The organism is [Ruminococcus] torques ATCC 27756 (assembly GCF_000153925.1).
GTDB classification, from domain to species: domain Bacteria; phylum Bacillota; class Clostridia; order Lachnospirales; family Lachnospiraceae; genus Mediterraneibacter; species Mediterraneibacter torques.
In genome coordinates, this window is sequence record NZ_DS264344.1 from 16,337 (window position 1) to 30,314 (window position 13,978).

7 protein-coding genes are annotated in these 13,978 nt (G+C 42.8%); all 7 read left to right on the forward strand.

Features of this window, described 5'->3' with window-relative positions; genetic code table 11:
• Positions 1-52 precede the first annotated feature (52 nt).
• The 7 genes from RUMTOR_RS00190 (at position 53) to ftsH (ending at position 13,919) form a co-directional block, all read left to right on the forward strand.
• The gene (locus RUMTOR_RS00190; RefSeq protein WP_004844944.1) at positions 53-2,533 is read left to right on the forward strand and encodes a homocysteine S-methyltransferase family protein; all 2,481 of its coding nucleotides are present in this window, start codon (positions 53-55) and stop codon (positions 2,531-2,533) included.
• Between the two features lie 119 nt (positions 2,534-2,652).
• Entirely contained in the window at positions 2,653-4,164 is a 1,512-nt protein-coding gene (locus RUMTOR_RS00195; RefSeq protein WP_004844945.1) for a 4Fe-4S dicluster domain-containing protein, read from the forward strand.
• A gap of 187 nt (positions 4,165-4,351) precedes the next feature.
• Complete coding sequence (gene alaS / locus RUMTOR_RS00200) at positions 4,352-6,994, forward strand: alanine--tRNA ligase (protein ID WP_004844946.1); 2,643 nt, start codon at positions 4,352-4,354, stop codon at positions 6,992-6,994.
• A gap of 176 nt (positions 6,995-7,170) precedes the next feature.
• Complete coding sequence (gene rpsU, locus RUMTOR_RS00205; protein WP_004054229.1) at positions 7,171-7,347, forward strand: 30S ribosomal protein S21; 177 nt, start codon at positions 7,171-7,173, stop codon at positions 7,345-7,347.
• Positions 7,348-7,598: 251 nt separating this feature from the next.
• Positions 7,599-8,933: an NADP-specific glutamate dehydrogenase gene (gdhA, locus tag RUMTOR_RS00210; RefSeq protein ID WP_004844947.1), complete on the forward strand. Its 1,335-nt coding sequence runs from the start codon at positions 7,599-7,601 to the stop codon at positions 8,931-8,933.
• Between the two features lie 363 nt (positions 8,934-9,296).
• Positions 9,297-11,918: a cation-translocating P-type ATPase gene (locus tag RUMTOR_RS00215; protein ID WP_004844948.1), complete on the forward strand. Its 2,622-nt coding sequence runs from the start codon at positions 9,297-9,299 to the stop codon at positions 11,916-11,918.
• Between the two features lie 63 nt (positions 11,919-11,981).
• Entirely contained in the window at positions 11,982-13,919 is a 1,938-nt protein-coding gene (gene ftsH / locus RUMTOR_RS00220) for an ATP-dependent zinc metalloprotease FtsH (protein WP_004844949.1), read from the forward strand.
• Positions 13,920-13,978 lie beyond the last annotated feature (59 nt).

Consider the following 13,978-nt stretch of genomic DNA (forward strand, 5'->3'; position numbering starts at 1 on the left):
TGTATGAGACAAATATGTAGAGAAGGAAAACGACGAAAAAAAGGAGAAAGAGATGATCAGACAACGACTTGGAAAAGACCTCCTCTTTTTTGATGGGGGAATGGGAACTCTGCTTCAGGAAAAAGGGCTCGCGCCGGGAGAATTACCGGAGACGTGGAATCTGACACATTCGGAAGAAATATACAAGATACACAGGCAATATATAGAAGCCGGAAGCGATATCATTTTGACGAATACATTTGGTGCAAATGCGCTGAAGTTTCATGATGATTCCTGCTCTTTAGAAGAGATTATAAAGGCGGCGGTCAGCCATGTGAAAAAAGCAGAGCGGGAGGCGCTCTTACAAACAGGAGACGAGCGTAAAATCTATACGGCTCTTGATGTCGGACCTACGGGGAAATTGCTGAAACCTATGGGAGATCTGGAATTTGAGACGGCATATGAAGCTTTTAAGGAAGTAGTGATCTTAGGAGAGCAGGCGGGAGCAGATTTAATCCATATAGAGACAATGAGCGATACATACGAATTAAAAGCAGCTGTTTTAGCGGCGAAAGAAAACACGTCTCTTCCGGTATTTGCTACCGTAATATTTGACGAGAGGAAAAAACTTTTGACAGGAGCGGATGTTTCATCTGTTGTTGCGCTTTTAGAAGGTTTAGGCGTCGATGCTCTCGGGATAAACTGCGCAATGGGACCAAAAGAGATGCTTCCGGTGTTGGAAGAACTGATCAAATATTCGTCTGTTCCGATTATTGTAAAGCCAAATGCAGGACTTCCGAAACAGAGAGACGGGAAAACATATTATGATGTGACAGAAGATGAATTTGCGGCATATATGGAGCAAATCGTCCGGATGGGGGCATGTGTGATCGGAGGCTGCTGTGGAACGACGCCGGAACATATCCGTGCCATGCGTAAAAGATGTGAAAACGCAGAACTTGTTCCGGTGACAGAAAAAGAGTTTACGGTTGTTTCCTCTTACGGGCAAAGCGTTATTTTGGGTGAGGGTTCAAAAATTATCGGAGAGCGGATAAATCCCACCGGTAAAAAACGGTTTAAACAAGCGCTGAAAGAACACGATCTTGACTATATTTTAAGAGAAGGGATTACACAGCAGGATCAGGGAGCTCACATTCTTGATGTGAATGTCGGACTGCCGGATATTGACGAGCCGGCGCTTATGGAAGAGGTAGTTCAGGAACTGCAAAGCGTCGTTAATATTCCGCTGCAGATAGATACGGTTGATGAAAAAGCGATGGAAAAAGCGCTTCGTATTTACAACGGAAAGGCAATGGTTAATTCCGTAAGCGGAAAGAAAGAGTCAATGGAAAAAGTGTTTCCTCTTGTAAAAAAATACGGCGGAGTTGTTATCGGTCTGACTTTGGATGAAGACGGAATTCCGGCGGATGCGGACGGCCGTGTGAGGATTGCGGAAAAAATCATAAAAACAGCTGAAAAATTCGGGATTAAAAAGAAAGATATCGTAATCGACGCACTCGCAATGACGATCAGTTCTGAGCCGGAAGGAGCAAAAGTGACATTGGAGACGCTTCGCAGACTTCGAGATGAGATCGGAGTCAATACAGTTCTCGGAGTTTCTAATATATCCTTTGGACTTCCATGCCGCCCGATCGTAAACGCAGCCTTTTATACAATGGCAATGCTAAACGGTCTGAGTGCCGGAATTATAAATCCATCATCGGAAGACATGATGAAATCGTGGTATGCATACCATGCTCTTATGAATCTGGATAATAATTGTGAACAATATATTCAAAAATATGCCAATTCGGTAGTGAGCACAAATATAATGAAAACATCTGAACTTTCCGAAACGAAATTAAAGGGGGAAAATGACAGAAGCAGAAAAAGCAGCTCAAAAATGACGCTTCAAGAGGCAATCGAAAAAGGGCTGCGGGATGACGCGGGGAAAATTACAACAGATATGATTGCGACAGAAGCTCCGCTCGATATTATCAACGAAGAATTGATTCCTGCATTAAATCATGTCGGCGACGGCTTTGAAAAAGGAACTGTTTTTCTGCCTCAGCTTCTGATGAGTGCGGAAGCTGCAAAATCCGCATTTTCTGTTCTGAAGGAAAAGATGGAAAAAAGCGGTGAGATCAGAGAAAAAAAGGGACGAGTCATTTTGGCGACCGTGAAAGGAGATATTCATGATATCGGAAAAAATATCGTGAAAGTGCTTTTAGAAAATTACAGTTTTGATGTGATCGATCTTGGAAAAGACGTATCGCCTGAAAAAATTGTAGAAACGGCATGTGAAAAGCAAGTTCCGCTTGTCGGATTAAGCGCTCTTATGACAACAACGGTAGTCAGTATGGAAGAGACGATAAAGATGCTTCGGGAAAAGAAACCGGACTGTAAAGTGATGGTCGGGGGAGCTGTGCTCAACCAAGAGTATGCAGATATGATCGGTGCGGATTTTTATGGGAAAGATGCGATGCAGTCCGTACATTACGCCGAAAAGATTTTTAAAGATGCGCTGCAAAAAAGTGCCGATAAAAAAGAATAAATACTTGTCAGAGAAAGAATATTCGGTTGTTGACAATGATTTTGTAAACAGATATATTTAAAGAAATAGGAACAGATGTGCTCGTCGTTTCAATTTAGTATATCAGGAGGTAAGTGCAGATGATGAGAGGATTACATACTCCGGTACGGGCAATCCGGAGAAGAGTGTTTAAGGAAGTGGCGCAGCTTGGATTTAAGGCAGATGAGGATACGCTTCTTGCGGATATGGAAGCCATTCCGTATGCGATCGTAAATGAAGATTCAGAGAAATACAGAGAAAGCGTTTACCGCGCACGGGCGATCGTAAGGGAACGGCTGCGTTTGGCGATGGGACTTTCCCTGCGTCCGGAAAATAAGCCGGTTCATTTAACTGCGGGCGTGGAAGCAAGCAATATCTCTGAAAAATATTATGAGCCTCCGCTGATGCAGGTTATTCCGTCCGCATGTGAAAGCTGCGAAGAGAATAAATACGAGGTAAGTAATATCTGTAAAGGCTGTCTTGCGCACCCGTGTCAGGAAGTCTGTCCGAAAGACGCTATTTCCATGGTGAACGGGCGGTCGTATATCGATCAGGAAAAATGTATCAAATGCGGAAAATGCAAATCAGTCTGTCCGTACGATGCGATCGCGAAAAAGGAGCGTCCATGTCAGAAAGCCTGCGGTGTGAATGCGATTAAATCCGACAAAATGGGAAGAGCATATATTGATAATGAAAAATGTGTTTCATGCGGTATGTGTATGGTAAGTTGTCCGTTTGGCGCGATTTCGGATAAGTCTCAGATATTCCAGCTTGCACGGGCGTTATCAGAAGGTGAAAATGTAATTGCGGAGATCGCTCCGGCATTTGTAGGACAGTTCGGTGATAATATTACACCGAGAAATATTAAAGCCGCTCTTCGTGAACTCGGATTTTCGGAAGTGTATGAAGTTGCGCTTGGAGCAGACATCGGCGCGATTGCAGAGGCGCATCACTATGTGGATAAAGTTGTGACGGGTGAACTGCCGTTTCTTTTGACATCCTGTTGTCCTTCATGGTCTGTCATGGCAAAAAAATTTTTCCCGGATCTGATCGACCAGATCTCCCAGGAACTTACTCCTATGGTGGCGACGGCAAGGACAATTAAGCAGAAACACCCTGAAGCAAAAGTAGTCTTTATCGGACCATGTGCCGCGAAGAAACTGGAAGCGTCAAGAAGAAGCGTGCGAAGTGACGTTGATTTTGTTGTTACTTTTGAGGAATTGCAGGCAATGTTTGATGCAAAAGAGATCGATCTGACAGAGTATGAAGCAGAGTCTTCCTTCCATGATGCAACCGGAGCTGGCAGGGGATACGGATGTGCAGGCGGAGTTGCCGAGGCAATAGAAAAATGTATTAACGAATATTATCCTGATGTACAGGTGAATATTGAGCACGCAGAAGGATTGAAGGAATGTAAAAAGATATTAACTCTGGCAAAGGCAGGCAAGATGAACGGTTGTCTGATCGAAGGAATGGGATGTCCGGGAGGATGTATTGCCGGAGCGGGAACGAATATTCCTCTTCCGAAGGCGAAGAAAGATCTTGCGGCTTTCGTGAAAAACTCAAGTAAGTCAATTCCGCCGAAAGAATTAGAAGAGATCGAACTTGATTAAAATAAATACAAATTTGACAGCCGGACTGCAAGAAAAGAAAGCGAAAATGCCGTAAACGGAAAATTGCAGATAAAATATGGGATAAGATAAGTAAGCGGGCGCCTTTTTTTGGCGTCCGCTTTACAAATATAACCCTCTATGATATATTATAAAACAGGCTTTTGGAGCGAAAGAGGAGGAAAATGCAATGAAGGCATATGGAGTAAATGAACTTAGAAAAATGTTTTTAGAGTTCTTTGAGAGTAAAGGACATCTTGCGATGAAGAGTTTTTCATTGGTGCCGCACAATGATAAGAGCCTTCTGCTTATCAATTCGGGTATGGCGCCGTTAAAACCATATTTTACAGGACAGGAGATTCCGCCGAGAAAGCGAGTGACTACCTGCCAGAAATGTATCCGTACGGGAGATATTGAAAATGTCGGAAAGACAGCGCGTCACGGTACATTTTTTGAAATGCTCGGAAATTTTTCGTTTGGAGATTACTTTAAAGAAGAAGCGATTCAGTGGACATGGGAATTTCTGACAGAAGTAGTCGGCCTTGACCCGAATAGACTGTACCCGTCCGTATATGAGGACGATGCGGAAGCATTTGAAATATGGAATAAGAAGATGGGGATTCCGGCAGAACGTATCTTTAAATTCGGAAAAGAAGATAATTTCTGGGAGCATGGTTCCGGTCCGTGCGGACCCTGTTCAGAAGTGTATTATGACAGGGGAGAAAAATACGGCTGTGGAAGTCCTGATTGTACAGTAGGCTGCGAGTGCGACCGTTACATGGAAATTTGGAATAATGTATTTACACAGTTTGACAATGACGGAAACGGCAATTACAGTGAGCTGGAGCAGAAGAATATTGATACGGGAATGGGATTGGAACGTCTGGCGTCTGTTGTGCAGGATGTAGATTCTATTTTTGATGTTGATACGATTAAAGCGCTTCGTGATCACGTATGCCGCCTTGCGGAAAAAGAATACGGGGAAGAGTACAACAATGATGTCTCGATCCGCGTCATTACAGATCATGTCCGTTCTGTGACTTTTATGATCTCAGATGGAATTATGCCGTCTAATGAAGGCCGCGGTTATGTTCTTCGCCGTCTGCTTAGAAGAGCCTGCCGTCATGGAAGACTTCTCGGCATTCACAAAGGATTCCTGCCGGAGCTTGCAGAAACTGTCATTGCGGGATCAAAAGACGGGTATCCGGAGCTGGAGGAGAAGAAAGAATTTATTTTGAACGTGATTTCCAAAGAGGAAGAGCAGTTCAATAAAACAATAGATCAGGGACTTGGAATTTTGGCAGAGATGATCTCTGATATGGAGAAAAAAGAAGAAAAGATATTAAACGGCGAAGATGCTTTCCGCCTGTATGACACATATGGATTCCCTCTCGATCTGACAAAAGAAATTTTGGAAGAAAAAGGACTCTGTGTGGATGAAGATGGATTTAAAGCCTCCATGGAAGTTCAGAGAAAAAAAGCCCGTGACGCCCGTGAAGTGACGAATTATATGGGAGCTGATGTAACAGTATATGAGTCTATCGATCCGAATGTGACAAGTGAATTTGTCGGATATGAACATCTTACATGGGAATCAGACGTGACTGTTCTTACAACGGAAACGGAGATTGCGGACGCATTATCTGAAGGAGAGCACGGTACGGTCTTTGTTCAGGAGACCCCGTTTTATGCGACAAGCGGAGGTCAGGAGGCGGATACAGGATATATCCGTACTGCAGAAGGTGAATTTAAAGTAGAAGATACAGTGAAATTGCTCGGCGGAAAAGTCGGTCATGTCGGAGTTATGACAAAGGGAATGATCAGATCCGGAGATAAAGTAGTGCTGGAAGTGGATGCGAAAAAGCGTGCTCTTTCAGCAAGGAATCATAGCGCAACTCATCTTCTTCAAAAAGCACTTCGTACAGTGTTGGGAAGTCATGTAGAACAGGCAGGATCAAGCGTAAATGAAGACAGACTTCGCTTTGATTTTACACATTTTTCGGCGATGACAGAAGATGAGATCACACAGGTTGAGAAACTTGTCAATGAAAGTATTGCAAAAGCATACGATGTAGATATTAAAAATATGCCGATCGAAGAGGCAAAAAAGACAGGAGCGCAGGCTCTGTTCGGAGAAAAATACGGTGATATAGTCCGTGTCGTGAATATGGGAGATTATTCTATTGAATTTTGCGGCGGAACTCATGTGAATAACACATCGGAGATTATGGCTCTGAAAATTGTTTCAGAGACAGGTGTGGCGGCAGGAGTTCGCAGAATTGAGGCTTTGACTTCAGAAGGGCTGATGAAATATTATGCGCAGACAGAAGAAAAATTGAAAAATGCGGCAGCGCTTTTAAAAGCAACGCCTGACAATTTATCAGATAAGATTCATCATATGATTGCTGAAAACAAAACATTACACAGCGAAGTGGAAAGTCTGAAAAGTAAGATCGCTCAAAGTGCGGCAGGAGACGTACTGGATCAGGTGAAAGAAGTAAAAGGAATAAAACTTTTGGCAGCGCAGATCGAGGGCGTTGACATGAACGGACTTAGAGAACTTGGCGATCAGTTGAAAGAAAAATTAGGAGACGGAGTTGTCGTCCTTGCATCAGGAAGCGATAGTAAAGTCAGTCTGATGGCTACTGCGACAGACGGAGCGATGAAAAAAGGCGCTCACGCCGGAAATCTTGTGAAAGCGATCGCAGGATGTGTCGGAGGCGGCGGCGGTGGTCGTCCGAATATGGCGCAGGCGGGAGGAAAGAATCCGTCAGGAATCCAGGATGCATTGAAAAAAGCGGAAGAAGTTCTTGCAGAACAGATCAAAGAATAGTTTTATTTTGTAAAAATATAGAAAAATGCATTTTTTATAAGATTTTATGAAGTTTTTGCTCGGAAATAGTTGACGGGAGAAAAAAATATGTTATAATCTTTATTAGTGCAATAAAAATACCCGAACAGTCGTATTATGCACAATACAAGGCTGGAGGGGAGGTTAGGTGTGAGACTATGTCAAATGTAATCGTTAAAGAAAACGAGACGTTAGATAGCGCTTTACGCAGATTCAAAAGAAACTGTGCTAAAGCTGGTATTCAGCAGGAGATCCGCAAAAGGGAGCACTATGAAAAACCAAGCGTAAGACGTAAGAAAAAATCTGAAGCTGCTAGAAAACGTAAATATAATTAATAAGTGCACTTAAACAGGATGCCGACGGCATCCTGTTTTTCGTTATGGAAGAAAGAATCTGATTAAATTATATAGCGCCCAAAATGAATAAAACAAGATGTTTTTCTTTCAAAATAGGATATATTATATGTAATAAAGGCAAAAAATTGAAATTTTACGTTGACAATCTTTCATTTTCCTTTTAAAATGTACGAGTAGAAAAAATTCTATGTCGGATATGATCCGTAAATTCATTCAGGAGGTAATTTGAGATGTCATACGTTGATGAGGTAATTGATTTAGTTGTGAAGAAAAACCCGGCAGAACCGGAATTCCATCAGGCAGTAAAAGAGGTTCTTGAATCTCTTCGTGTTGTAATTGAAGCAAATGAGGAAAAGTTCCGTAAAGAAGCTCTTCTTGAAAGACTCGTCGAACCTGAAAGACAGATTAAGTTCCGTGTTCCGTGGGTAGATGACAACGGACAGGTTCAGGTTAATACAGGATACCGCGTACAGTTCAGCAGTGCAATAGGACCGTATAAAGGCGGACTTCGCCTTCATCCTTCAGTAAATCTTGGTATCATTAAGTTCCTCGGATTTGAACAGATATTTAAAAATTCCCTTACAGGACTTCCGATCGGAGGCGGTAAAGGCGGATGTGATTTTGATCCAAAGGGCAAATCCGACAGAGAAGTTATGGCATTTTGTCAGAGTTTTATGACAGAACTCTGTAAATATATCGGCGCAGATACAGACGTTCCGGCAGGAGATATCGGAACAGGCGCAAGAGAGATCGGATATATGTTCGGTCAATATAAGAGAATCCGCGGCGTTTACGAAGGCGTTCTTACAGGAAAAGGCTTAAGTTACGGCGGTTCTCTTGCAAGAAAAGAAGCGACAGGATATGGTCTGTTATACCTGACACAGGAGATGCTTAAGATCAACGGAAAAGAACTGGCAGGAAAGACAGTTGCAGTTTCAGGTTCAGGTAATGTTGCAATTTATGCGACGGAAAAAGCACAGGAACTTGGAGCAAAAGTAGTGACAGTAAGTGATTCTACAGGATGGGTATATGATCCGGAAGGAATTGATCTTGCAGCATTGAAAGAAATTAAAGAAGTAAATCGTGCAAGACTGACAGAGTATAAAAAATATCGTCCGAATTCCGAATATCACGAAGGAAAAGGAGTATGGTCTGTGAAAGTTGATATCGCTCTTCCATGCGCAACACAGAATGAACTTCATCTTGAAGATGCAGAAATGCTTGTTGCAAACGGATGTATGGCAGTTGCAGAAGGCGCTAATATGCCGACTACGATGGAAGCAACAGAATACCTTCAGGAGAACGGAGTCCTCTTCGCACCGGGAAAAGCAGCAAATGCAGGCGGTGTCGCAACATCTGCTCTGGAAATGTCCCAGAACAGCGAGCGCTTAAGCTGGACATTTGAAGAAGTAGATGCGAAACTGCAGTCGATCATGGTAAATATCTGCCATAACATGGCTGATGCAGCTGAAAAATACGGATTTAAAGGTAACTATGTAGTAGGAGCCAACATTGCCGGATTTGAGAAAGTTGCAGATGCAATGACAGCGCAGGGAGTATGTTAATATAGGAAATAAGATATTTTCATTTTTTATTCGTTTAGAACATGCTGCCAGGAAAGTAAAAGCTTTGATCGATAGTTTGTGAAAAAACTGTTAATTTAAGAAAAGGCGTTGACACATACTTTTATTTCAGATATATTACTGTTTAGTAAAAGGGAGTAACTGGCGCTTGTTAAAAGCGTTTGCGATGTCGTCAGTACGATGCATATGCATCCGTATCGTGATTAAACAGTGAGACTTTTATTGCATTACATAATTAGTGTGCAATAGGAGTCTCTTTTTTATTGTATGAGAAATATTACTTCTTATAGGATGAAAAAGCTCCGTGCATAATGCACACTCATATAATCTTAAGGAGGAAAACAGATGAAAACATTTTATCAAATGTCCGGAGAGGATACGATGAAGCAGTTAAACGGCTCTGCCGAACCGCTTACTGAATCGCAGGTGAAAGAGCATCAGGAAAAATACGGTCGGAATGAGCTTGTGGAGGGCAAGAAAAAGACGGTGCTTCAGATCTTTCTTGAACAGTACAAGGACTTTCTTGTTATCATCCTGATCATTGCGGCTATTGCATCGGGATTTATGGGAGATGTGGAAAGTACGGCGGTTATTTTAATCGTAATCACAATGAATGCAATACTGGGAACAGTTCAGACTGTGAAAGCAGAACAATCTCTTGCCAGCCTGAAAAAACTTTCCGGTCCGGAAGCAAAAGTGCTGAGAAACGGAACAGTTATCCCGATTCCGTCTTCGGAAGTAACAGTCGGTGATATTGTAATGTTGGATGCAGGAGATTACATTCCTGCCGACGGACGTCTTTTGGAAAGCGCCAGCCTGAAAGTTGATGAGAGCGCTTTGACAGGAGAAAGTCTTGGAGTAGAAAAGTCTGTAGATATTATAAATGAAGAAGAGGTTCCGCTTGGCGATAGATTGAATATGGTTTATTCAGGAAGCTTTGTCACATATGGAAGGGGATCTTTTGTTGTAACCGGAATCGGGATGGAGACAGAAGTCGGAAAAATCGCAAGTCTGTTAAAGACAACTTCCGAGAAAAAGACGCCGCTTCAGATCAATCTGGATCAGTTTGGTCAAAAGTTGTCGATCTTGATCCTTGTATTCTGTGGTATTTTATTCGGAATCAATATTTTGCGAGGCGATAAGATCGGTGATGCCTTTCTTTTTGCAGTAGCCCTTGCAGTGGCGGCAATTCCGGAAGCGCTTAGTTCTATTGTTACAATCGTACTTTCTTTTGGTACGCAGAAGATGGCGAAAGAACATGCGATCATGCGTAAACTTCAGGCAGTGGAAGGACTCGGAAGCGTATCGATCATTTGTTCTGATAAAACAGGAACGCTGACACAGAACAAAATGACAGTAGAAGATTATTATGTTGATGAGCTTTGCATTAAAGCAGAAGATATAGATTTGAATGACCCTTCCCAGAGCAGGCTGTTGATCGGAAGTATGTTATGCAACGATTCTAAAAATACAGACGGCGTAGAAATCGGAGATCCGACAGAAACAGCTTTGATCAATCTTGGAAGTAAGCTTGGACTTGATCCGGAAGAAATAAGAACGAAATATCCTCGTGAGAGTGAAAATCCTTTTGACAGCGATCGTAAGTTAATGTCAACAAAGCATACGATTGAAAATGTTCCTACGATGATCGTAAAAGGTGCGGTCGATGTGTTGCTGACTCGTATGGATCAGATACAGATCGGTTCTGAAGTGCGTCCGATGACGGAGCAGGACAGAAAAAATATCGAAGAACAAAATCAGGCATTTTCAAGACAGGGACTCCGTGTTCTTGCTTTTGCATATAAAACAGTGTCAGACGAGTTGGAATTGACTTTGGAAGACGAATATAATCTTACGTTTATCGGCTTGATCGCAATGATGGATCCTCCGCGTGAAGAATCCAAAGCTGCTGTAGCGGAATGTAAGAAGGCGGGTATTCGTCCGATTATGATCACGGGAGATCATAAAGTGACGGCTGCGGCGATTGCGAAAAGAATCGGTATTTTGGAAGATGAGTCTGAAGCATGTGAAGGTGCGGAGATTGATAAACTTTCCGATGAAGAATTGAAAGATTTTGTAGAGGGAATTTCCGTATATGCCCGTGTTTCTCCGGAACATAAAATCCGTATTGTACGTGCATGGCAGGAAAAGGGAAATATTGTATCTATGACAGGTGACGGAGTAAACGATGCGCCGGCGCTGAAACAGGCGGATATTGGTGTTGCAATGGGAATCACCGGAAGTGAAGTATCGAAAGATGCAGCGGCGATGGTATTGACAGATGATAACTTTGCAACGATCGTAAAAGCGGTAGAAAACGGAAGAAATATTTACCGGAACATTAAAAACTCCATCCAGTTTTTGCTTTCGGGAAACTTTGGCGCGATTCTCGCTGTGCTCTACGCTTCTATCGCAGGTCTTCCGGTTCCGTTCGCACCTGTGCATTTGTTGTTTATTAACTTGTTGACAGACAGCCTTCCGGCAATAGCACTCGGACTTGAACCTCACTCTAAAGAAGTGATGGAAGAAAAACCAAGACCGATGAACGAGTCGATCCTTACAAAAGATTTTATGCTGAAAATCGGAACAGAAGGACTGTCAATCGGAATCACAACAATGATCGCATTTTTGATCGGATATAAAGGCGGTAATGCATTGCTTGGAAGTACAATGGCATTTGCGACACTGTGCTCTGCAAGATTGTTCCATGGATTTAACTGCAAATCAGACAGACCTGTTGTATTTACAAGCAAGCTTTTAAATAATATTTATTTGATAGGTGCATTTGTTGTAGGTCTGGCATTAGTGACAATGGTTGTTATGATTCCGGGACTTCACAGTATTTTTAAAGTACAGACGTTGAATTTGACGCAGCTTTTGATCGTATACGGCCTTGCGGCAGTGAATATTCCGATCATCCAGATTTTGAAAGCAATCCGTCTGGCGCTGAAGAAAAAAGAAAAATAAAGCTCTCTTTAAAAGATTGGTTTAACAGAAGAGAAGCAGAGGGATACAGAAAGGAGGACTTTTATGAAACAAGTACAAAAACCAAGAAAGCCATTGATCGTATATTATCTGATAGCGATTGCGGTGCTGATCCTTTTTAACTCCTTTGTATTCCCTGCCATTGTAGGGGGAAATGTTGAGGAAGTTGATTACGGCACGTTCCTTACGATGGTAGAAAACAAAGAAGTATCGAAAGTACAGCTCGAAGGCGAAAGCATTTATTTTACAGATAAAAGTGAAGATTCCAGACAGTATGAAACTACGAGGTTTGATGACCCGGATCTTGTAAACCGTTTGGAAAAAGCAGGATGTAAGTTCGGAAGAGTTGCGGATCGACAGATGAGTCCGTTTTTAAGTATGCTCTTATCAATCGTGATTCCGATGATCATTTTCATTCTCCTCGGACAGTTTTTGTCACGTCAACTCATGAAAAAGATGGGCGGAGCGGCAGGCGGAAACCAGTTTATGCAGTTTGGAAAGAGCAATGCAAAAGTATATGTGCAGTCTACGACGGGTATTACGTTTAACGATGTGGCAGGTGAAGATGAAGCAAAAGAACTTTTGACAGAGATTGTTGATTTCCTTCATAATCCTCAGAAATATCAGGAAATCGGCGCCGTATGTCCGAAAGGCGCCCTCCTTGTGGGGCCTCCGGGAACAGGAAAGACGCTTCTTGCAAAAGCCGTTGCAGGGGAAGCGGGAGTTCCGTTTTTCTCTATTTCGGGTTCGGAATTTGTAGAAATGTTTGTCGGCATGGGAGCTTCAAAAGTGCGTGATCTGTTTAAACAGGCAAATGAGAAAGCCCCTTGTATTGTATTTATCGATGAGATCGATACGATCGGCAAGAAACGTGACAGCCACGGAATGGCAGGAAATGATGAACGGGAGCAAACATTGAATCAGCTCCTTACAGAAATGGACGGTTTTGATGCGTCGAAAGGTGTTGTAATACTTGCGGCAACAAACCGACCGGACACATTGGATCCGGCGCTTTTGCGCCCGGGACGTTTTGACCGGAGAATCCCTGTAGAACTTCCCGATCTTAAAGGGCGTGAAGAAATACTGAAAGTGCATGCACGAAAAATAAAACTCGGGGATAATGTGGATTTTAATGCGATTGCAAGAGCAGCTTCGGGAGCATCAGGAGCGGAGTTGGCAAATATGGTGAATGAGGCGGCTCTTCGGGCTGTCCGTGAAAACAGAAAATTTGTTGTGCAGTCGGATCTAGAGGAAAGTATTGAAGTTGTGATCGCGGGATACCAAAAGAAAAACCGTGTTCTTTCGACGAAAGAGAAACTGATCGTCGCATATCATGAGATCGGTCATGCTTTGGTGGCGGCATTACAGACACATTCGGCTCCGGTGACAAAAATTACGATCATTCCCAGAACTTCGGGTGCGCTCGGATATACGATGCAGGTAGAAGAAGAGGAACGTAATCTGATGACTGAAGAAGAACTTAAAAATAAAATTGCGACATTGACAGGAGGAAGATGCGCGGAGGAGCTTGTATTCGGCTCAGTGACAACAGGAGCGTCAAATGATATTGAACAGGCGACGAAGCTTTCCAGGGCAATGATCACCAGATATGGTATGAGCAGCCGATTTGGAATGGTTGCTCTTGAGACGCAGTCAAATCCGTACCTCGGAGGCGACAGCAGTTTAAGTTGTTCTCCTGAGACAGCGGCAACTATTGACGATATGGTTGTAGATATGGTAAAACAGTCTTATGAGAAGGCGCGAAAGCTGTTGAAAGATAATCAGGGGAAATTGCATGAACTTGCCAAATATTTGTATGAGAAAGAAACAATCACAGGGGACGAATTTATGCGGATCTTGTCACAGAAAGAACTTTCTTCAGATGGAGAGACTGCATCAGGCGCAGAGTTTGCGGCAGATGGCAGACAGATTTTAGAGGAAGAAAAAGCATCAGACAAAGAAGTGCATATTTCTGAGGAATAAAGATTATCTGTTAAAATTAAAAAATTGCAGGCGATAGCGTCGCTGTACAGAAAGAACCG